The 20,985-nt window shown below is 34.7% G+C and carries 19 protein-coding genes; 7 read left to right on the forward strand and 12 right to left on the reverse strand.

Features of this window, described 5'->3' with window-relative positions:
• Window positions 1-23 precede the first annotated feature (23 nt).
• Window positions 24-665 (forward strand): ribulose-phosphate 3-epimerase, encoded by a 642-nt coding sequence (rpe, locus tag HCW_RS01030; protein ID WP_014660373.1) that lies wholly within the window; start codon window positions 24-26, stop codon window positions 663-665.
• A complete protein-coding gene (locus tag HCW_RS01035; RefSeq protein WP_014660374.1) occupies window positions 655-1,557 on the forward strand; it encodes a 3'-5' exonuclease in 903 nt (300 codons plus the stop codon). Before rpe ends, HCW_RS01035 begins: the two co-directional genes overlap by 11 nt.
• 9 nt (window positions 1,558-1,566) lie before the next feature.
• Here the strand turns inward: HCW_RS01035 and HCW_RS01040 are convergent, their stop codons facing one another.
• From HCW_RS01040 to HCW_RS01055, 4 genes are read right to left on the reverse strand one after another with little or no spacing between them, the layout of a single operon-like run.
• Entirely contained in the window at window positions 1,567-1,863 is a 297-nt protein-coding gene (locus HCW_RS01040; RefSeq protein ID WP_014660375.1) for a hypothetical protein, read from the reverse strand.
• A gap of 16 nt (window positions 1,864-1,879) precedes the next feature.
• Window positions 1,880-3,193, reverse strand: a complete 1,314-nt coding sequence (locus HCW_RS01045) for an NFACT family protein (protein ID WP_014660376.1) — start codon at window positions 3,191-3,193, stop codon at window positions 1,880-1,882.
• Entirely contained in the window at window positions 3,190-4,746 is a 1,557-nt protein-coding gene (locus tag HCW_RS01050) for a DNA recombination protein RecN (RefSeq protein WP_043902718.1), read from the reverse strand. Before HCW_RS01050 ends, HCW_RS01045 begins: the two co-directional genes overlap by 4 nt.
• Window positions 4,746-5,612 carry an NAD(+)/NADH kinase gene (locus HCW_RS01055; RefSeq protein WP_043902719.1) on the reverse strand — a complete coding sequence of 289 codons (867 nt, stop codon included), beginning with the start codon at window positions 5,610-5,612 and terminating at the stop codon, window positions 4,746-4,748. Before HCW_RS01055 ends, HCW_RS01050 begins: the two co-directional genes overlap by 1 nt.
• Before the next feature lie 278 nt (window positions 5,613-5,890).
• On the opposite strand from HCW_RS01055, the gene HCW_RS01060 reads away from it, so the two are divergent.
• Window positions 5,891-6,610, forward strand: coding sequence for an outer membrane protein (locus tag HCW_RS01060; RefSeq protein ID WP_014660379.1), 720 nt, complete (start codon window positions 5,891-5,893; stop codon window positions 6,608-6,610).
• Between the two features lie 157 nt (window positions 6,611-6,767).
• Entirely contained in the window at window positions 6,768-7,454 is a 687-nt protein-coding gene (locus HCW_RS01065; RefSeq protein ID WP_014660380.1) for an outer membrane protein, read from the forward strand.
• A 772-nt stretch (window positions 7,455-8,226) separates the two neighbouring features.
• On the opposite strand, the gene mreC is transcribed toward HCW_RS01065, so the two are convergent.
• The 6 genes from mreC to fliW form a co-directional block, all read right to left on the reverse strand.
• Window positions 8,227-8,973, reverse strand: a complete 747-nt coding sequence (gene mreC, locus HCW_RS01070) for a rod shape-determining protein MreC (RefSeq protein ID WP_014660381.1) — start codon at window positions 8,971-8,973, stop codon at window positions 8,227-8,229.
• A gap of 5 nt (window positions 8,974-8,978) precedes the next feature.
• A complete protein-coding gene (locus HCW_RS01075) occupies window positions 8,979-10,022 on the reverse strand; it encodes a rod shape-determining protein (RefSeq protein ID WP_014660382.1) in 1,044 nt (347 codons plus the stop codon).
• A 49-nt stretch (window positions 10,023-10,071) separates the two neighbouring features.
• Window positions 10,072-11,418, reverse strand: coding sequence for an ATP-dependent protease ATP-binding subunit ClpX (gene clpX / locus HCW_RS01080; protein ID WP_014660383.1), 1,347 nt, complete (start codon window positions 11,416-11,418; stop codon window positions 10,072-10,074).
• A 21-nt stretch (window positions 11,419-11,439) separates the two neighbouring features.
• A complete protein-coding gene (gene lpxA, locus HCW_RS01085) occupies window positions 11,440-12,255 on the reverse strand; it encodes an acyl-ACP--UDP-N-acetylglucosamine O-acyltransferase (RefSeq protein ID WP_014660384.1) in 816 nt (271 codons plus the stop codon).
• Window positions 12,252-12,743: a 3-hydroxyacyl-ACP dehydratase FabZ gene (gene fabZ / locus HCW_RS01090; protein WP_014660385.1), complete on the reverse strand. Its 492-nt coding sequence runs from the start codon at window positions 12,741-12,743 to the stop codon at window positions 12,252-12,254. The genes lpxA and fabZ overlap by 4 nt, the downstream gene beginning before the upstream one ends.
• Window positions 12,744-12,968: 225 nt before the next feature.
• Window positions 12,969-13,373, reverse strand: a complete 405-nt coding sequence (gene fliW / locus HCW_RS01095) for a flagellar assembly protein FliW (protein ID WP_014660386.1) — start codon at window positions 13,371-13,373, stop codon at window positions 12,969-12,971.
• Window positions 13,374-13,569: 196 nt separating this feature from the next.
• On the opposite strand from fliW, the gene HCW_RS01100 reads away from it, so the two are divergent.
• The 3 genes from HCW_RS01100 to HCW_RS01110 are packed head-to-tail and all read left to right on the forward strand — an operon-like array spanning window position 13,570 to window position 17,635.
• Window positions 13,570-14,226, forward strand: a complete 657-nt coding sequence (locus HCW_RS01100) for an outer membrane protein assembly factor BamD (RefSeq protein ID WP_014660387.1) — start codon at window positions 13,570-13,572, stop codon at window positions 14,224-14,226.
• Window positions 14,227-14,286: 60 nt separating this feature from the next.
• Window positions 14,287-16,797, forward strand: coding sequence for an endopeptidase La (gene lon, locus HCW_RS01105; protein WP_014660388.1), 2,511 nt, complete (start codon window positions 14,287-14,289; stop codon window positions 16,795-16,797).
• Between the two features lie 10 nt (window positions 16,798-16,807).
• On the forward strand, window positions 16,808-17,635 hold the full coding sequence (locus HCW_RS01110) for a prephenate dehydrogenase (RefSeq protein ID WP_014660389.1): 828 nt from the start codon (window positions 16,808-16,810) through the stop codon (window positions 17,633-17,635).
• Between the two features lie 307 nt (window positions 17,636-17,942).
• On the opposite strand, the gene HCW_RS09000 is transcribed toward HCW_RS01110, so the two are convergent.
• Together HCW_RS09000 and HCW_RS01120 are read right to left on the reverse strand one after the other, a co-directional pair.
• Entirely contained in the window at window positions 17,943-19,415 is a 1,473-nt protein-coding gene (locus tag HCW_RS09000; RefSeq protein WP_014660390.1) for an FtsK/SpoIIIE domain-containing protein, read from the reverse strand.
• A 9-nt stretch (window positions 19,416-19,424) separates the two neighbouring features.
• Window positions 19,425-20,984: a hypothetical protein gene (locus HCW_RS01120; RefSeq protein ID WP_014660391.1), complete on the reverse strand. Its 1,560-nt coding sequence runs from the start codon at window positions 20,982-20,984 to the stop codon at window positions 19,425-19,427.
• Window position 20,985 lies beyond the last annotated feature (1 nt).

Genomic DNA, 20,985 nt, shown 5'->3' on the forward strand with positions numbered 1-20,985 from the left:
AACATTGAAATTAGGGAAGTATTTTGAAAGTAGCCCCAAGCCTTTTGAGCGCTAATTTTATGTGCCTTGAAGAAGAAATAAAAAGCGTGAGTAACGCCGATTTTTTGCATGTTGATGTGATGGATGGGCATTATGTGCCTAATTTAACCATGGGTCCTGTCATTTTAGAAAATGTTACTCAAGTTAGCAAAGTGCCTTTAGATGTGCATTTAATGGTAGAAAATGCGAGTTTTTTTGTAGATTTATTTGCCCCCTTAAAACCACACTTTATAAGCATTCATGCCGAGAATGAAAAGCACCCCCACAGAGTGCTACAAAAAATTAAAAGCTTAGACATCATTCCGGGTATTGTGCTAAACCCCCACACACATGAAGAGAGCATTAAGTATCTCTTAGAAAGTGTGGGTTTAGTGCTTTTAATGAGTGTCAATCCGGGCTTTGGCGGGCAAAAGTTTTTAGACTTGGTGTTAGAAAAAGCCTTGCGAATAAAAGAGCTTATTAATTGCTACAATCCTAACTGTCTTTTGGAAGTGGATGGGGGCGTGAATGATAAAAATACCCCCAAACTTAAAGAAGTGGGTGTGGATATTGTAGTCTCTGGGAGCTATATCTTTAAAGCAAAAAATCGTAAGCTTGCTATTGAAAGCTTACAGAATGTCAGATAATCTCTTGCATAAAGATATTCAAGCCTTAATTGCTCATCTTAAAAATAACGATATTTCTATAGATACACTCAATGTTTTTTTAAAGCGTTTAGATTTATATGATGAACTAAGTGTTCAGTATTTGAAAGCATGCGGGCTTAGTCTCATAGAAACTAATAACGACTTAATCACACTCAAAAACCTTAAAACCCCTTTTAGAGATGAAGTTTTTACTTTTATTGATTTAGAGACAACCGGTTCTAACCCCCTAAAACATGAGATTTTAGAAATTGGTGCTGTGCAGGTGCAAAATGGCGTGATAATCAAGCGTTTTGAAACTTTTATTAAAGTTAAGAGTGTCCCCCCTTATATTAGCGAACTAACCGGCATTAGCTATGAAGACACTATAGGTGCGCCAACTATTAGCGAGGTTTTGCAAGAATTGCGCCTTTTTTTAGGCGATAGTGTGTTTGTAGCGCATAATGCTAATTTTGATTATGCCTTTTTGGAGCATAATTTCATTGAAAAGCTCCATAGTCCTTTATTAAATCTCAAGCTTTGCACTTTGGATTTATCAAGGCGTGCCATTTTATCTATGCGCTATTCTTTGAGTTTCTTAAAAGAGCTTTTAGGCTTTGATGTAGAAATTAGCCATAGAGCTTATGCGGACGCATTAGTTAGCTACAAGCTTTTTGAAGTGTGCTTATTAAACTTGCCTCATTATGTCAAAACTTCTATAGATTTGATTGATTTTTCTCGCTCTGCTAATACCTTAATTAAAAGACCTCCAAGAGCTCGCCTAAAGCCTGAAACCCCCTCAAGTTTCCCTCTTTTTGAAAGGGCTCAAAATTTTTTAAATTCCCAACCTACAATAGCAAACAAATGCCCTCTTGATTTAGCTTTTTGCTATTAAAATAGGTCTTTAGCCTACAATATCTAGCAAACGCTCTTCATGCCATAACTCAATCTCTTCTTCTTCTAGTTCAAAGAGTTTGGATTTTTTAGAGCCTTGATGGTATTTTTGAGAGCCACTTTCAGGTTCTTTATCCCAAATAGAATGCGCATTTTCTAAAGCTCGTGTTTCTTGGGCTAGTTCAAGCTTGTTTTGAAAACTTTGTGCTAAATCTAGCATATCACTTCTTGCACCTTGTTGGATAGCTGAATTTAAAGGCGTGTTTTGATTGATATAAGTTACATTACCTAGAGCTGAAACACTCATAGCTGACCTCCTTAAATCAAGCGTTCTTTATAGTGATAGTTCGGTATTTTGAGTAAATGACATTAGCCCCTTTAACAATTTTGACAAATTTTCGCTGTGTGTAGTCAATTTCGTAACCACTATAAACATCTTTTTGCATTTTGACTAATAATTCTGCCAACTCATAGATGACTTCATCTCTAGGCGCATTCTTTTGGCAAAACACGATTAAATGCGCACTGGGGATATCTCTAATATGCATCCATAAATCATTCGCTCGTGCGTCTTGCAATAATTTAATATTTTCTTTTTGGTTTTTCCCTAAACCGATTTTAAAATCCTTATAATATAGCACCTCATACCCACTAACAACACGCTTAATCTTTGCGTTCTTAATGGGGGCAAACATTTCTAAAACACCTTCTTTTAAGGCATCTTTAACATATGCAATTTGACGCTCTTTAAAAACAATCTTTTCATTCAAATTTTCTTCTTCTAAATGCAAGAATTGGGCTTTTTGCTTTTTCTTCTTGCTGAGCGTGAATTTCTTATTGATAAAAGCACTTAAGGGCATGCTATTGTCAATTTCAATCTCACATTTTTGCCCTAGAAAATCTTCTAAAACCACGCTTTTATCATGCTTATGGATTAAATGTTGATAGGTTAATAATAGCGTAGCTTGTGATTGCAAATGCTTAGCCTCTAGTTGCAAGTCTTTAGCGCTTTCTAAATTTTCTAATTTTTCAATAAGGCGTGTTTTTTGAATATTTAGGCGTTTGATGATTTGACTTTTTTTCTGTTCTAGCTCTTTGTTTTCTTGATTTTCAAAAGCTTGTTTGAAAATTTCAAGCAACTCTTCTATGTTTATATCTTGTTCTTTATGAACATATGAATTAGAAGGGAGTTTGTCTAAAATATCGTTTTTAGTTACCCTATCATTAAAACGCAGTGCTTCTATAACGCATTTATGGTTATCTAAAATGATTAAATTGGCTCTTTTAGGGACAAATTCCAAACGCAATGTAAAACTTTCGCTCTTATAGGCTAAATCTTTTTTAAAAACAATCTCTATTATTCTATCATTATCTACAATTTTTGCATTGATTAAAAGCGCATTTTTAGCGAATTTATTGAGCCAAAAATCTAAAGCCAAAGTGTTTTTTAAAATACTCTCTAAAGGCTTTTGGGATAAGCCAATATAAGGCACATTAAAATCTAAGATAAAAACATAGCGTTTATGCTCTTTTTCAAAAGTCTCCAAAAGAAAAGTAGAATTTTTAATACGCTTTAAATTAAAGCTCTTTTGAGTGTTTAAAAAATGTATAAATGCTTTTAAAAGATAGAATTTCACTCGCTTACCTTTAGTTTTTCTTTAGCAAAATTAATCGCACTCTCCACATTTTCACTACCTCCAACCATGCGAGCGATTTCTAAGACTCGTTCTTTATTTTCTAAGATTTTTAGCATGCTTTTTTGCTTGTCTTTATAAACTAAAATATGGCACTTGGCAATTGCTGGAATATGCACTTGATGGGAAATAGCAAATATTTGAACGCACTCGCTTAATACTTCTAATGCCTTAGAAACCGCTAAACTCTCTTCGCCACTTAGATTTGAATCCATTTCATCTAAGACTAGCACCCCTTTAAAATCCTTTAAAAATTCCATTTCTAAAAGCATGAACGCTAGTCTCAAACGACTATATTCACCAGAACTTAAAGTCTCTAAAACAGAATTTTCTAAATTTAAAACAAGTTTTTGAGAGCCCTTTTTATCCATGCTCACTTCTTCTAAAATTAAGCTTGGATTTTTTAATAACAACTCTTTGGCTTTAGCTTGCAATTTAGTATTAAAGCCTTGCAAATATTTGATTCTTAAAGCGCTTAATTGAGCGCACAAATCAATGCATTCTTTTTTTAAATTCTCTCTTTGTGAATGCAAACTTTCGCAATTTTCATCAATTTGACTTAAATGGCTCAATTCATTTTTGACATAAATTAAACGCTCTTTGGCATTAAGAATACTTCCATAATCCTTAATCACAGAACTTAACTCGCTTAATCGCTCTAAAATTGCCCCCGCATCTAAATGCTCGCATTCTTCTAATTTAGTCTGTTCTTTTTCTAATAAAGCGCTTGCCTCCATTAAGGCACTCTCTAAAAATTGTGCGTTTTCTCCCATGCTCTCTAAAGCATGCGTGATTTTATGCGAAGTTTCTAAAGCTTTTAAAGCTTGGATAATTTTATCGCTCAACTTTTCTTTATGCGATAATAATTTTTTTTGCTCTAAAAGGCGTTCGTATTCATCTTCTTCTAAATTCAAACGCTCTAATTTCATTTTTTCAAAATTTAAGCGTTCTTCTAAATCTTTAACAAAACGCTTTTTGTCTTCTAAAAGGCGTATTTCTTTTTCTAAAAGCTCTAAATTTTCAAAATTCTCTTTAAAATTATCTAAAAGGGGCATAAATTGTTTATCAAGGCTTATAATATAGCCATCTAATAAAGCAAGCATTAAATCATTATCTAGCTCATTTTGACTAAATCTGTCATTAGACAAGCGTTTGATTAAGCCTTTTAATAATTCTTTAAGCGTGTTTTTTGACAAGCTTGTTTGATTTAAAAAATAGCGTGTTTTTTCTCTTTTTATCACACTTATAACTAAAGGTTCATCATTATCTTCTCTAAAAATGCCATATTTTTCAGTATCCAAAAAGGGGGCTAAAAATTCCACTTCAATATTTAGTGCATTGCTTTCTTTAAGCCCAAAGGCTCCTAAAAGACTAGCAATTAAAACACTTTTTCCCGCTCCACTTGCGCCACTAATAGCATTTAATCCTGTATCAAACTCTATATCAATGTTTTCAAAAACAGCATTTTGACGCACTTTTAAGCGTTTAATCAACATTAAAACCCCTCTTTTGTATTTTCTAGCACCATTTTTTGTCTCTCTCCCCATAATAACTTTTCCTTAAGCACTCTAAAATAATCTCTATCATTCTTATGCAAAAGAATGGATGAATGTTTACTCGCCTTAAGGTTTAGCTTTTGATCTGCTTTTAGTTCAAAGATTACTTGCCCATCTACAACTATAAGTGCGTCTTTATTCACCTTAAAACTCAAACAAAATTCTGCCCCAAGCACTAAGGGGCGTTGGGTTAAAGAAAAATCACATAGTGGCGTTAGAATATAGCTTTGACTTAAAGCATGCACAATAGGACCATTAGCGCTTAGATTATAAGCCGTTGAACCTAAAGGTGTTGCAATAATAAGCCCATCGCCTTTGTAAGTATTAAAAACAACACCCTTAACGCACGCCTCTATCCCTAAAACCCCGAGTGATTCTTTTTTGGTGATTAAAATTTCATTGATAGCATAAAAAGATTTATTTTCTATAGTTGCTTCTAAGGCCAAATGTTTTTCTGTGATGACTTCTTTAGATTTTAGGGCTTTTAAAAACGCTTGCAATTCGTATAATTCAATCGCACTCAAAAAGCCTAAATTTCCCATTCTCACCCCAAAGCAAGGCTTATTATGCCCATGCACCACTCTTAAAGCCCCAAGCATGGTGCCATCGCCCCCCAAGCACAAAAAAGCATGCGCTTTTTTCAACGCTTTTTTAATCTCAAAATCACTGATGATAAAAGCCTCAAAACCCTCGCTTTCTAGCAAGCTCATTACAAACTCTTTGGCTTGATTAAGCGCTTTTAAACGAGCGCTATCTCTATGAGGAGGGCGCACAAACACACCTATAATCTTTATTGACTTTTCCATAGACATTATTGTAGCTTAAAAGTTTAAAATGCACTTTTAAACTAGTTTATTCTGCTTAGTGATTTAAATCAATTAATTGTTATAATTATTTTTATATAATTAAAAATATTTTTATTAAAATCTTAAAAATTCCAAGAATAGCGCACTTTATAACAAGATTAAAAACAATAAAATTAAATTTTTTGCCCTATTTGCTTTTTAAACACTTTTTCTTTACTATAATTCAAAATACTCACTAGATGTGGGTTAAGATTATCTTGAAATTAAAGGGATTTTTAATGAAAACATTTAAAACTTTAGCATTAAGCACTCTTTTAACCTCTGGACTCTCCACTTTAGTCATGGCAGAAAATAGTGGTGTCTATACTAGCATTGGATTTCAATACTCACAATTAAGACTAACAACAACCAATACCGATAGAATTCGTAATCCTTCCCCTGCATTAGTAGATGTTATTCCTAATAGAATTACCATGGGCAATATGTATGGCTTTGGTATCAATATTGGTTACAAACATTTCTTTGGCAAGGAAAAAAGAAATGGCTTACGCTATTATGCGTTTTATGACTATGCCTATTCTAACCCTTACTATAATAACAGCCAAGATAATTTAGGGCGCACCAATAATAATGTCTATGGAGTAGGATTTGATTATCTCTTTAATTTTGTTAATAAAGATGATGTTCAAGCAGGTCTATTCTTTGGTGTAGCAATTGCGGGTTCATCTTGGAGTAGTGCTATGCAATCTCAAGGCACTTGCGCTAAAAATGATGATTATTGTCGCAATAATTTTACTTATGTGCAAGTCCCATTGCAATGGGGCATTAGGACTAATGTGAGCAAACACAATGGTTTTGAAATTGGTATGAAAGTCCCTCTAGTTCAAAACTATTGGCTAAAAGTAGGCTCTCAAAAGGGCGCTAATGGAGATACTCTAGCCTCAGTTACTTACAAACGCTCTGTTGTGTTCTATCTCAACTATGTCTATAGTTTCTAAACCTTTTTAAGCTTAACCTGCTATAAAAGATGCTTTTAAAGGCATCTTTTATAGTCTTTTTGCCCCTTATTCTCTCACTTTAAGAGTTTTTTAATATTATTTAGATACTCTAATATTCAATCATTATTAAAGATTGATTTATTTTTAAGGATTTTAAATGCAAAAATTATTTTCTAAACGAGTTTGTGCCCTTGCCTTTATTGCTCTTACTAATAGCGCATTTGCTATGGATAATAATGGAGTCTTTATAGGAGCAGGATACCAACAAGGTATCGCTCAAATGCGCTCCACTATTAATGCTAACCATCAAAATACTAGCACTAAAATTCAAGGCTTTGGCGTTATGCTAGGCTATCAGTTCTTCTTTGGAAAGTATTTAGGTTTGCGTGCTTATGGCTTTTTTGATTATGCGCATGCTGATTCTATCAAGCTTAAAAACCCTAATGCTAAAGCAGATGCTAAAGGTGGTTTCAATAACCAACAAAAAGTAGAGCCCAACATGCTTACTTATGGTGGAGCAGCGGATTTAATGCTTAATTTTGTTAATAATGGTATTATGAGCTTAGGAATCTTTGGTGGGGTGCAATTAGCCGGTAATTCTTGGATTATGGCAACACCTAGTTTTGAGGGTATTTTATTAGAAGAATCTCGCATAAGCAAAAAGGCAAGCGCCTTTCAATTCCTCTTTAATGTAGGGGCTCGCTTAAGAGTATTAAAACATTCTAGCATAGAAGGGGGCATTAAATTCCCTATGCTTAAAGACCCTTTTATTACAGCAAAAAATATGGACTTGAGTTTTAGAAGGGTGTATTCGTGGTATGTGAATTATGTGTTCACTTTTTAAAAGATTTTTTGTTTTATTATAAAACCCCTTAATCCCCTTAATACTAAGGGGGTTACACCCGCCCACATACAAAAGCAAAATCTAATTCAATAATACAAATAGCCCTTAAGCGTTATATTGAGACACATTTGACATATAAATTAAAAACAAAAACTCAACTCTCTTATGCTTAAAATATCTTAAAAACCATACTCATTGCATGCTAAGTATAATCAAATACGCTAATCTTTTTAAGCAAGTATTTAAAAAAAGTATTTTTTCATCTTTTTAGCAAACTTTATATCCATTAAGAAGATTTTTATTTAAGACTATTACATAGTGGCTTATACCCTTTCAAACTCGCTCTTTTAAGAAAAATTTGATTGGAAGTTTAAGGCATTAAGACTATCAAAGAATAGATATAGCTTGCAAGCTAATTTTATCAAAATTAAGGCACGACAACTTTTTTAGTATGCGCTCTAAAAACACTTATTTTTTAAAAAATTGATTGCAAGCTTATGGTATGAATTACCCCAATTAGCTCAAAGATGATGAGATAATTTAGCTTATTGTTTCATAACTAGCTAGTTCTTAATATGCTATCTCTTTTTAGAATAAACCCTTATTAGAGAAACTCACAAGTAGCTTTAGACAAAAATCTCGCTTTTCTTATGCCTATCATCTAGCATGACCAACATTCATGTTGTAGTTTCTATAATGATATATTTAAAAAATATTAAGAACTAAAAAGTTTATATATGCTTAAAGCCTTCATCAAGGGGCTTTAATGCCTTTAGGGCATGCTTAAAAAAATATGGCGCAAAAGTTTCGCACTACTAATAAACGCACCCTTAAGCACCGCACTTTTATAAGTATAATGCTCTTCAATTTTAGCCACTTCGCCCACATACACCCCAGCGCCAAAAATCCCATCTAGTCCGCTTGTAGTTACCTTATCGCCTATCTTAATAGATGCGCTTGGTGCAATAAACTCTACAACCAATTCTTGCTTAGCATTAGCCTTAGTAAAACCTAGCACTTCATTTTCCCCCACTACCACACTATAAGCACAGCGCCTATGGGCATTCAAATACCCTTTCAAACGCCCTTGTTCCAAAAGTGCTATACCTATGGCTTGCTTATGAGAAACTAGACCATAAATCTTATCTTTCGTTAAAGATAAAGAATGGCTTAAATAAATACTATTAGTATCCTCAAAAGTTGCAAATGAAGTCATAAAAATAGGAAAATAATGCGCAGAATTAAAAACTTGCTTAGAATCATCAAAGGCTTTTAAGCGCTCTTTTAAATCGGCATTTTCTAGCTTTAAAGCTTCAAATTCTAAATGTTCTTTTTGAAAATCTTTAATGCTTTTAGCTTGAAAAAAATATGCTTGAAACTCATTAAAAATAGCGTTTTTAGTGCTAATTAATGCGCTTTTAATCGTATCGCTCACATATGAAGAGCTACCTTTAATATCTAAAAAATAGAATAGGAAAAAAACCCCTAAAAACCCAACTAATTTAACATAAAATCGCATTGAAGTTATTCGCTAAAGCCTACACGACTAAGCAAATCCAAATCTTCTATCGCCTTACCTGTGCCTTTGGCTACTGCTAATAAAGGTTCTTCGCCCACATACACAGGGAGCTTAACTGCATCACTTAAATACTTGTCTAAGCCCTTAATAAGCGCCCCACCACCTGTTAGCACCACGCCATTTTGCACAATATCTCTAGCCAAATCCGGCTTAACTTCTTCAAGCACACTTCTTAAAGCACTAGAAATTTCTTTAATCTGGTCTTTAATCGCCTCTAAAATATCATCAGAAGTCAATTCTATCGTGCTTAAAAGCCCACTTACTTGGTCTCTTCCAGAGATTTCCATGCTTAATGTTGGGTCTAGCTTAATCGCACAACCAATTTCAATCTTAATGTTTTCGCCGGTGCGTTCACCTATAAGAAGATTAAATTTCTTGCGGATATATTCCACTATGCTTTGGTCTAGTTTATCCCCAGCTACCCTAATGCTTTTAGAAAGCACTAATCCGCCTAAACTAATCACACCAATTTCAGTTGTGCCTCCACCAATATCTACAATGAGACTTCCTTGTGGCTCTTTAACCGGCAAGCCTGCTCCAATAGCGGCTGCCATAGGCTCTTCAATCAAAAAGACTTCTCTAGCTCCTGCACTTAAAGCACTCTCTTTAACCGCATTTCTTTCTACGCTTGTCAAGCCATAAGGCACGCATACCATAATGCGTGGGCGAATCCAAGACTTACGCTTATGAGCCTTTTCAATAAAGTAGCGAATCATTTTTGCGGTAATATCATAATCGGCAATCACGCCATCTTTCATAGGGCGAATCGCTCTAATGCCATTAGGGGTTTTACCAAGCATTTCCTTAGCATCACTGCCTACTGCTAAAATATCATACGCCTTAGAGTCAAATAGCCCCATGCGCACCGCCACAATAGAAGGCTCATTAATAATAATCCCTTGCCCTTTTACCAATACAATCGTATTAGCCGTGCCTAAGTCTATAGCAATGTCGTGCGAAAACAGACCGATTAGCTTGCTAAAAATCATGCTTTTTGTCCTTGTCCTTTTGATTTAAAATTTTAAGCCCTAATATAATTCAAGGGAGGGCTTTTGAATGGCTTTTTTTAACAATGAGAGGTTCAGCTTGCTTTAAAACGCAATCTTTGGTAATACGCACCTCACAGCCCTTAAGCTTAGGCAAATCAAACATAATATCTAAGCAAAAATCCTCAATAATTGCCCTTAAACCTCTAGCCCCGGTTTTTCTCTCTAGGGCTAATTGAGCAATCTTTTTAATCGCCTCTTCTTCAAAAATCAAATCCACTTCGTCCATTCTAAAAAGCTGTTGGTATTGCTTGATGAGGGCATTTTTTGGCTTTTGTAAAATTTCTACCATAGCCTCTAGACTAATACTATCTAAAGTGCTTAAAACATGCAAACGACCAATGAGTTCTGGAATAAGGCCATAATTGACCAAGTCGTGGGTTTCTGCTAAATGCAAAATTTCTTCTTGCTCTTTCTTGCTCATTTTCTCATGGGTGAAACCAAGCACATTTTGTGTGGTGCGTTTTTTAATGATTTCAGCTAATCCATCAAACGCTCCTGCACAGATAAATAAAATATCGCTTGTATCAATTTGGATAAAATTGCCATCAGGGTGTTTGCGCCCCCCCTTAGGTGGGATATTTACCACAGAGCCTTCAATAATTTTTAATAGCGCTTGTTGCACACCCTCCCCAGAGACATCTCTAGTGATAGAGCGATTTTCTGATAATCGACTAATCTTATCAATCTCATCAATAAAGACAATGCCCTTTTGCGCTTTTTGCACATCCCAATCGCTTGCTTGCAATAATCTGGTAAGAATATTTTCTACATCTTCGCCTACATAGCCTGCCTCAGTCAAACTTGTTGCATCACTAATAGCTATAGGAATATCCAAATGCTTAGCTAAAGTTTGCGCCATTAAGGTTTTGCCTGAGCCTGTTGGGCCTATAAGTAGAATATTAGACTTAGAGAGCTCCACTTCTTCAAAAGCTAAAAGAGCTGAATCCTTTAAGCCCTCTTCATTAGAGGCTTGGTTTTCTAATTGCTCCTTGAAAGCCAAGCGCTTATAATGGTTATATACCGCTACAGAAAAGACCTTTTTAGCTTGCTCTTGTCCAATCACATAGTTATCTAAAACCGCTTTAAGCTCTTTAGGAGCTGGAATATGAGAGAAAAAAGACTCATTGTCAGAGAGAGTGTGAGCCCCTTTGTATTTTGTGTCTTTTTTATCAATAAAAGCGCTCTCATGCTTATGCAACTCTTCATATATAGCGCTGACACAATATTCGCATATACAAACATCTTTAGTCAAATTACTAGAAAAGATGACTCTGCGCCTTTTGGGGTCGCTTGATTCGGGTTTTTGGCAAAAACTGCAATAAAGCGTTTCGTTCATTCTAATCCTTGCATATCTTAATCACTCGGCACTAGAGCTATGAGCATATTCACTTGTCTTATACGCCATACCTCTAGAGCTTGCTAAAATAAAGGTGCAAATCTCTTGCACAATAGGGTCATTAGGGTGCTCTTCTAATTCAATTTTTGCACTCTCTCTTATGGAAGGAACAGGTCTAAAGAGCCTTTTATAAAGCGAGCTGATAAAATCAATTTCTTTGCTTTCTAAGAGTTGACGCATTCTGTGGCGATTTAACCCTCTAATAAACGCCCTATTTCCCTCAACAATACAATAAGGAGGCACATCTTTTCCTAAGGCACTCTTTCCAGCTATCATAGAGCCTTTAGCAATACGAGTGAATTGATGGATGGCTGTAAGTCCGCCAATATTAACATAATCTCCTACTTCCACATGCCCTGCTAAAGTTACGCCATTAGCTAAAATACAATGATTCCCAACCACGCAATCATGCGCTACATGCACATAAGCCATAAGCAAGTTTTTATCGCCAATAATTGTCTTAGAAATCCCCCCTTCAGTGCCGGGATTTATCATGCAAAATTCACGGATTAAATTATCCGCACCAATAATAAGCTCGCTATATTCACCATGGTATTTTAAATCTTGGGGTTGAGTGCCTAGCACTGCAAAAGGGAAAATCTGAGTGTTTTGACCTATAAAAGTATGTCCTGCAAGCGTTACATTGTTATGAAGTTTGACTCCATCGCCAAGCTTTACATTATCATGGATAATACAAAATTCACCAATCTCTACATCTTTTCCAATTTCAGCCTTGGGTGAAACAATGGCTGTTTTAGCAATTTTGACCCCGCTCATACTTCTTCTCTCTCTGCAATCATAGCCTTTAGTTCAGCCTCAGCTACTATTTTACCATCTACTCTAGCAGTGCCACCAACCTGCCATATCATACCCTTGTGCTTTAAAACTTCCAAATGATATTCTAATCTATCTCCGGGAACTACAGGCACACGAAACTTAACCTTATCAATAGTCATAAAATAGACAATTTTTCTTCTTGCTACCTCAGGGTCAAATCCCCACAAACTCGTAAAGGCTAAAAAGCCTCCGGTTTGTGCCATACCCTCTACAATTAAAACACCCGGGAAAATAGGCTTTCGTGGAAAATGCCCATTAAACACATCTTCATTAAAAGTGATATTCTTGTATGCGATGATATTTTTATGTGGTTGTAAATCTATTACTCTATCTACTAAAAGCATAGGATAGCGATGCGGCAAAATTTGTAAAATATCCTCAATAGAAAAACTAGAGGCCAAAGTTTGTTGTGATTGTTGTGATTCCATGATAAAAGCAAAACTCCTTTATTTAATTAAAGCGCACGCAAATCTATTTAATTTAAACTAGCATTATAACATAAAAACCCATGAGCGCTATGCCATTACTTGATTGCGCTAGGAGTAATTCTATATATACGAGCTCTATTAGTAAAGGCTTGCTCGGACTTACTGCCTATGTTAATATTAAAAAATATTTTAAAGTAAATACTTAGAATTATGGATTAAAACCACTTATTCTTGCTCTTCGGAATTTTTATGGTGGCTTAAAATATTTTCTCTTAAATGATAATGAGGGTATTTGTTAGAATCTAATACCACCTGCCCCATAAGTTGCTTATCAAAATTGAAAACTAAAGGGGCTAGGTAATTCACGGTGGAAAGCTCAATGGGCGTTTGAACCACCATAATGTTGGCAATTAGCACATTTTGTGCATCTTCTAATTCTAAAAGAATTTTTAAGGGTGTTGGCACTTCAAATTCGTATTTTCTTAGAGCAAAAGGATTTACAAGAGTAAAAGAAGGGATAGCATCATTTTGTGCATTACTTAAACGCAAAAAAATCTCATCAATTTTTTGCAGTTCCATTTTGCGAATAGATTCAAAACCTAGAATAGGCACTTTCACATCAAAAAGCATGCGATTTGCATTCCCCTTAAAAAACGCACAAAATCTTAATCCAAATCAAAAATCTAAAGCTTAAGATAAGCGTTTGTAAATTGAAATTTAAAGTATTCATTATATCAAAAAACCACTTGTAAAATCAATTTGTGTTAGTTTTAGGTATAATCCTAGAAATGGTTAATATCCATAATCTTTAATAAAGATAGGTGGCATGCACTTAAAACATTGGAAGCAGTTTCTTTTAGTTACTATAGTAGCGTTGGCTATTTTTGGGGGTTGCTCTAAAAAGAAAAAAGAAGAATACAATAAGCCTGCGATTTTTTGGTATCAAGGGATTTTACGAGAAATTTTGTTTTCTAACTTACAGACTGCAGACAATTACTACTCCTCTTTGCAAAGCGAGCATATCAATTCCCCCCTTGTTCCAGAAGCGATGTTAGCTCTAGGACAAGCTCATATGAAAAGAAAAGAATATATCCTAGCAGCGTTTTATTTTGATGAATATATTAAGCGCTTTGGGACTGAAAAAAATGTAGATTATCTAACCTTTTTAAAACTACAATCACACTACTACGCATTCAAAAACCACTCCAAAGACCAAGAATTTATTTCTAATAGCATCGTAAATATGGGCGAATTTATAGAAAAATACCCCAATAGTCGTTATCGCCCTTATGTAGAATACATGCAGATTAAATTTATTTTAGGGCAAAACGAATTAAATCGTGCGATTGCCAATGTGTATAAAAAACGCCATAAGCCCGAGGGTGTAAAACGCTATCTTGAAAGGATAGATGAAACTTTAGAAAAAGAGACTAATCCAAAACCCTCATACTTACCTTGGTATGTGTTTATTTTTGATTGGTAGGCTAAAACATGCCACAATGCTTGTATTCAAAGCACCAATACTATTCAATAGAGAGATAAAATGACTAAAGATTTTCCAAAAACTCTACCTCTAATTGTAGAAGAAGACACTTTTTTATATCCCTTTATGATAGCCCCCATTTTTTTACAAAATGAGACTAGCATTAAAGTGGCAACATACGCTAAAGACAACAATTCGCTTGTCTTTGTAGCATGTCAAAAAGAAAGCCATAGCGAAAATGAACCCCCCTATTATGATGTAGGGGTTATAGGCACCATTATGCGTAAAACGAGCATGCCAAATGGCAAAGTTAAGCTCTTGCTTAATGGTCTAGCTAAAGGACGCATTTTAGAACCTGCTAAAGAAAATGCTCAAGGGGTTTTAGAGGCTCAAATAGGCTTGATTGAATACCTTGAATACGACCTTGAAAATATCCAAGCTATCATAGAGGTATTAAAAGAGAAGGTTACCACCTTAGCTAACATCAGCTCCTTTTTCCCCCCAGATTTAATCAAGGCTTTAGAAGATAATGAAGACCCTAATCGCATTGTGGATTTGGTGGCTACTGCACTTCATTTGAAAAAAGAGCAAGCCTACAAACTCTTTAAAAGCAATAATACCGAGCAACGCTTATTGGATTTAATTGATTTAGTCATTGAAGAGACTAAGACTCAAAAACTCCAAAAAGAGATTAAAAACAAAGTCCATCAAAAAATGGAGCAAGTCAATAAGGAATATTTTCTCAAAGAGCAACTCAAGCAAATCCAAAAAGAGCTTGGCACAGACAAACAGCGAGATGAAGATTTAAATCAGTATTACCAAAAGCTAGAAAGCATTAAGCCTTTCTTAAAAGAAGAGGCTTTTAAAGAAATCAAAAAACAAATTGATAGATTGAGTAGAACCCATGTGGATAGCTCTGATAGCGCGACTTTGCAAAATTATATAGAGACTATGCTAGATGTGCCTTTTGGTCAATATGAAAAAAAGGCTCTCAATATCAAGCATGTTAAAGAGCAATTAGACAGCGACCACTATTCCTTAAAAAGACCCAAAGAGCGTATTGTAGAATACTTTGCCACCATGCAGCTTTTAGAAATGCGTCAAAGTCAAGAAAAAGATAAAAAAAATACAAAAGAAAAAAAAGACAAGACTAAAGGCACCATTCTATGCTTTTATGGACCACCCGGAGTAGGTAAAACGAGTTTAGCTAATTCTATTGCTAAAGCCATAGAGCGCCCACTAGTAAGAATCGCCTTAGGGGGCTTAGAAGATGTGAATGAATTAAGGGGGCATAGACGCACCTATTTAGGCTCAATGCCCGGACGCATTGTGCAAGGACTCATTGAAGCTAAAAAAATGAATCCGGTTATCGTCTTAGATGAAATTGACAAAGTGGATAGAAGTGTTAGGGGCGATCCAGCGAGCGCTTTATTAGAGATTTTAGACCCTGAACAAAATGCCGCTTTTAGGGATAATTATGCAAATTTCAGCATTGATTTATCGCAAGTGATTTTTATTGCCACAGCTAATGATATTTATAATATTCCAGCTCCCTTAAGAGATAGAATGGAATTTATCAGTGTATCAAGCTACACTCCTAATGAAAAAGAAGAAATTGCTAAGAATTATCTCATTCCCCAAGAATTAGAAAAGCACGCCCTAGAGCCTAGCGAAGTGAATATTAGCGATGAATGTTTGAAACTCATTATTGAAAAATACACCAGAGAGGCAGGAGTTAGAGATTTACGAAGACAAATCGCTGCAATTATGCGTAAAGTCGCTCTAAAATACCTAGAAAATAACGAAAATGAGCCTAAAACTTCTAAGAAATCTAAAGGGCGTTCCAAAAAGAATGAGAAAAGCACTGATGAAAAGCTTTCAAATTTCTGTGTCTCTATCACGCCCAAAAACATTAAAGACTATTTAGAACGCATGGTGTTTGAGATTGACCCCATAGATGAAGAAAATAAAATCGGCGTTATCAATGGCTTAGCATGGACTCCAGTAGGTGGCGATGTGCTTAAAATTGAGGCGATTAAAATTAGGGGTAAGGGTGAATTAAAACTTACCGGAAGTTTAGGCGATGTGATGAAAGAATCCGCTCTCATAGCCTTTTCAGTGATTAAAGTCTTGCTTGATGAAGAGAAGTTAAAAGCCCCTAAAATCCCTAGCGAGACCTTTAAAGATGAGAAAGGTAAGAAAAAGAAAAAATCGCTTAAAGTTTATAACGCTTATGACTTGCATTTGCATGTCCCAGAAGGGGCTACGCCTAAAGATGGCCCAAGTGCTGGAATTGCTATGGCAAGCGTAGTTGCAAGCATTTTGTGCGATAGAAAAGCAAGAAGTGATACCGCTATGACAGGCGAATTGACACTAAGTGGGGAAGTCTTACCTATAGGGGGGTTGAAAGAAAAGTTGATTGCCGCTTTTAAAGCCGGCATTAAGACGGCTCTAATTCCAGTTAAAAATTACGAAAGAGATTTAGATGAAATCCCTACTGAAGTGCGTGAGAGCCTAGAAATTATCGCTGTTAAAAATGTCATGGAAGTGTTAGAAAAAACCTTACTTTAGAGAAAAAAGAATGCAAGCAGGAATTATCGGTCTAGGGCTTATGGGCGGAAGCTTAGGCTTAGATTTACAAGCATTAGGCTATTTTAAAAATATTTTAGGCTATGATTCTAATGCTTTGCACGCCCAGCAAGCCTTGACTTTAGGGCTTGTAGATGAGTGCGTAGAATTTGAAAAAATCCTAGAGTGTGATGTGATTTTTCTAGCCATACCCGTTGAAGGCATTATTAATTGCTTGCAAAAAATGACTTCTATTAAAGAAGAAGCGACTATTATTGATTTGGGCGGAGCTAAACACAATATCATTAAAAGCGTTCCACAAAACATTCGTAAGAATTTCATCGCCGCACACCCCATGTGTGGGACAGAATTTTATGGTCCTAAAGCGAGTGTCAAAGGGCTGTATGAAAACGCTCTTGTTATTTTATGCGATTTAGAAGACTCAGGCGCTCATCAGGTTAAACTCGCCAAAGAAATCTTTTTAGGCATAAAAGCTCGTTTGGTTAAAATGAAGTCTAGCGAACATGACGCTCACACCGCTTATATCAGCCATTTACCCCATGTCTTAAGCTATGCTTTAGCCAATAGCGTTCTCAAACAAAAAAACCCAGAGATTATTCTTTCTTTAGCAGGTGGGGGCTTTAGAGATATGAGCAGAATCTCTAAAAGCTCGCCCTTAATGTGGAAAGATATTTTCAAACAAAACAGAGACAATATCTTAGAAGCCATTGAAAAATGCGAAACAGAGATAACCCAAGCTAAGACTTGGATTAAAAACAACGATTATGAAAGCTTAGAAAAATGGATGGCACAAGCTAACAAGCTCCAAGAGTTTATGTAAGTTTTTAAGGGCTTAACCCCTATCAAAGCATTGTATCAGTAATCCATTTTTTACAATAAATAAGATTATATACAAACAAGAATAGGTTTTTTCTTTTGAATAAAATTTAGTAATTTTTATCCTTAATAATCAATGCTTTACAAAGCAAATCTAGTATCTCTAATGTTTGTAATTCTATAATAAGTATTGATATTAAAATTGCCTCTAGTTGGCATTATAAAATAACAACCAGAGGCTTTTTTAAAGTAAGACTTACTTCTTGCAACAAATAAAATCATTTATCACAATTGCAAACACAAAGTCTATTTTATTCTTTTAATAATGGCGCAAAAAGCTTAAGAGGTTCTTGAGTGGCTAATTCTTGACATTTGAGCAAAAATTCTCCAGAACCTAATAAATTCTCTGCGCCCTCACAATCTAGAGCTATCTTGGATTTATGCCTATCAGCCACTTTAAAGACTGCCCTTGTGGGAATATTGCTCCTTAAGATAGAGCTAAAGAGTTCTGAACTAGGATTTTGTGTGGCAAGGATTAAGAAAATATTAGCACTGCGTGCTTTTTGCGCCAATCTTTCTAAAGGCTCTTTAATTTCTTTGTAACTCATCAATAAATCTGCCAATTCTTCTATTACGATAACTAAGGGGGTCTTTTCTTCCAAACCATTAAAACGATTTTGCATTCTTTCTATCACTTCTTCTAGGATTGAACTACTTTCACTCATATCCTTAATTACTTCGCAATTTGACCTGTTTTCATACTTACCAAATTCCTCCCCATTCTTAGGGTCAATCAATAAAAACTCTATTTTTTGGTGCGTATTTAATCGCTCTAATGATTGGATTAGACCATGCAAAAAATTGCTTTTTCCACTTCCGGTTTGTCCCGCTACAAAAAGATGAGGCGCTTTTTTCAAGTCTAAAAAATAAGGCTGATTAGTCGCACTACGCCCCACATAAAAAAGGATTTCTTCCAAACTAGCGCTAACTTTTTTCAAATCATTATCAAAATCTGATTGATTCAATTGTATCCATGTATCTTTTTCTCTAGGAACAAAGAGATTAAAACGCATAACCTCTCCCTTGATTTGTTCCATTCTGGGCTCACCACACAATCCAAGTTGGCTAGAAAAGGTGTGTAGATTCTTACTTAATTTAGTAATATCATCTTGGGAATTAAGCTTAAGCTTATAAACATCTTCTCTCAAGCATTTGTCTTTGTCTAAGAGTTCATGTGATATTTTCAACAATTTGAGATAATTTTCCACTTCATTAGTATCAATCTTTTGTTTTTTTATATCAATACCTATATTGTTATGCATAGATTGATTTAATTTAAAGCTATCAATAAGCACTTGATAGAAATTATCTCTACTAGAGTTATAGGTATTATTCAGTTCATAAAGACCCCTTTTAATATACTTTTGAAGTGTTTTAGTGAAAATGTCCTCATTGTTAAAATCCACTTTTTCCTCTTCGTGTCTTATAAAAAACATGAGTTTTAAAAGTGGCTCGTAATTTTCTTCAATGTCTTTATGTTGTCCTATGACTTGCTCTAAATTATATTCACTACCTTTAATTTCAACATTAGGCAAAGCATGTCTTTTATAAAAATCCTCATCATTTAAAGGAATTTTCTCAAGTTGCAAACTCAAATTGATAGCTATCCTTAGAACAAAATATTTAGGCGGAATAGAACTATTTAAGCTAATAGAAAAACCCAAGCCCTCAATAATATTCTTTATCAGCCTTTCTTCATTACCATTAGTAAAAATCTTAGCCATTATTTTTCCTTATAATCCCAAAATTTCTTTCACATTTTTTTTCATAAAACTCGCACTATGCCTATCTCCATGATTTTGAATCTCAAAGCTCTGTGCAATATCATTTTGTGATATTTCATATTCATTAAGACCAAATTCTGTATCTTGGGGAAGAACAATAATTTGATGTGAGGCTTTTAGAAAATAATTTTTCACAATACTTTGCCTATTGATACTATCTATACGACCTAAGGGCGTGTCAATCACTAAGGGAAATTGCTTTTTAGAAATCAAGGCTAATGCCCAAAAGATACTAATTGTTGCAATTTGTTTTTGCCCGGCAGATTGGCTAGAGATAGAGACCTCATCTCCAGAAGCATTAAAAAAACTCAAAGCAAATTTCTCATCAATATTTACATTCTCAACATTATCATTAGGCAAAATTTGCTTGTAATTTTCTACAACTTGTTTTCTTAAATCTTTCAATAATTTCTTAATTAAAGATTCTTTATAAGTCTCAATCCCTAATTTCAAACTTTCATAGAGCTTTATTTGCTTGAGCAGTCGCTCATCTTTCTTGGTTTGATTCTCTAGTTCATCTTTTTCTATTTTAAGACCCATGAGCTCTTCTTCTAAAGCTCTTAAACTCTCTCCCTCCACTCTAAGCTTTTCTTCCAAGTTTTTAATTTCACCTTCTAATTGCTCAATTTCTGTTTTAATATCCTTAAAATATTCTGCATGCAAACTCTCATCTTTAAGTTCAGCCAAATGAGTGCTTATCTCCTTAATTTCTCTTGGCAATCTGGCAAGTTCTAAAATACACTCTTTCAAATCTTTGGCATTTTCTCTATAGTGCAAACGATTAAAATCTATATTTCCAAGATGACTAATGGGGTCTTTGTGAGTTGTGTTTGTTTGTAGATTTTCATAAGTCTGTTTAATCAAGTTTTCTATATTTTTATCAAGCTCATCTTTAAAACAAAGAGCTATTTTATCTTGCAAATAACTTGCAATACCCTCACTTAAAGTCAAGCTAAATTGCTTGATAAAGTTCTCACTTAAATAGCTCTTTTCTTTTTCAATTTGTGCTTTTTTCAAACGCTCTTCAATACTTTCTAACATCTTTTCTTGATTGAGCAACAACACACTATTGCACACTCTCACAAATTTATTTTTACACTCATTTTGTCTTTTTTCTAATTGCTCTTTATGGGCTTGAACACTCCCTAATTCTTTGCTTGACTCAATAATAAGTGTTTTTTCGCTCTCTTTTTTGTCTTTTAACTCCTCTTGCTTAGAATTAAAATCTTCCTCATAAACCTTAATTCTGTCTTTTGTTGTAGTACTTTTTTCTTCCTTAGTTTCAATATCTCTTTCTATCTCTTTATAACGGTTACGCCTCTCGGTATTTTGGATAGATTTTGTTTGAATTTCTTTTCTAATAGACTCAATTTCTTTGATAGCTCTAGCAAGGGGCGTAATATTGAGAATATTTTGGATTTTATCTTTCAATTCGCTTTTCATTTTTTCTGCCATTTGCTCAATCTCTTCGCCATCAAAAATGAAAAAAGGCACTAGTGAAGAAGGCAAA

It is taken from the genome of Helicobacter cetorum MIT 00-7128 (assembly GCF_000259255.1).
In the GTDB taxonomy this organism is placed as follows: Bacteria; Campylobacterota; Campylobacteria; order Campylobacterales; family Helicobacteraceae; genus Helicobacter; species Helicobacter cetorum_B.

Excerpts from the sequence above, each read along its gene's own strand:
- HCW_RS01035 (WP_014660374.1), top strand. The coding sequence starts at position 655 with ATGTCAGATAATCTCTTGCATAAAGATATTCAAGCCTTAATTGCTCAT.
- HCW_RS01040 (WP_014660375.1), bottom strand. The coding sequence starts at position 1,863 with ATGAGTGTTTCAGCTCTAGGTAATGTAACTTATATCAATCAAAACACG.
- HCW_RS01050 (WP_043902718.1), bottom strand. The coding sequence starts at position 4,746 with ATGTTGATTAAACGCTTAAAAGTGCGTCAAAATGCTGTTTTTGAAAAC.
- HCW_RS01055 (WP_043902719.1), bottom strand. The coding sequence starts at position 5,612 with ATGGAAAAGTCAATAAAGATTATAGGTGTGTTTGTGCGCCCTCCTCAT.
- HCW_RS01060 (WP_014660379.1), top strand. The coding sequence starts at position 5,891 with ATGAAAACATTTAAAACTTTAGCATTAAGCACTCTTTTAACCTCTGGA.
- HCW_RS01065 (WP_014660380.1), top strand. The coding sequence starts at position 6,768 with ATGCAAAAATTATTTTCTAAACGAGTTTGTGCCCTTGCCTTTATTGCT.
- mreC (WP_014660381.1), bottom strand. The coding sequence starts at position 8,973 with ATGCGATTTTATGTTAAATTAGTTGGGTTTTTAGGGGTTTTTTTCCTA.
- HCW_RS01075 (WP_014660382.1), bottom strand. The coding sequence starts at position 10,022 with ATGATTTTTAGCAAGCTAATCGGTCTGTTTTCGCACGACATTGCTATA.
- clpX (WP_014660383.1), bottom strand. The coding sequence starts at position 11,418 with ATGAACGAAACGCTTTATTGCAGTTTTTGCCAAAAACCCGAATCAAGC.
- lpxA (WP_014660384.1), bottom strand. The coding sequence starts at position 12,255 with ATGAGCGGGGTCAAAATTGCTAAAACAGCCATTGTTTCACCCAAGGCT.
- fabZ (WP_014660385.1), bottom strand. The coding sequence starts at position 12,743 with ATGGAATCACAACAATCACAACAAACTTTGGCCTCTAGTTTTTCTATT.
- fliW (WP_014660386.1), bottom strand. The coding sequence starts at position 13,373 with ATGCTTTTTGATGTGAAAGTGCCTATTCTAGGTTTTGAATCTATTCGC.
- HCW_RS01100 (WP_014660387.1), top strand. The coding sequence starts at position 13,570 with ATGCACTTAAAACATTGGAAGCAGTTTCTTTTAGTTACTATAGTAGCG.
- lon (WP_014660388.1), top strand. The coding sequence starts at position 14,287 with ATGACTAAAGATTTTCCAAAAACTCTACCTCTAATTGTAGAAGAAGAC.
- HCW_RS01110 (WP_014660389.1), top strand. The coding sequence starts at position 16,808 with ATGCAAGCAGGAATTATCGGTCTAGGGCTTATGGGCGGAAGCTTAGGC.
- HCW_RS09000 (WP_014660390.1), bottom strand. The coding sequence starts at position 19,415 with ATGGCTAAGATTTTTACTAATGGTAATGAAGAAAGGCTGATAAAGAAT.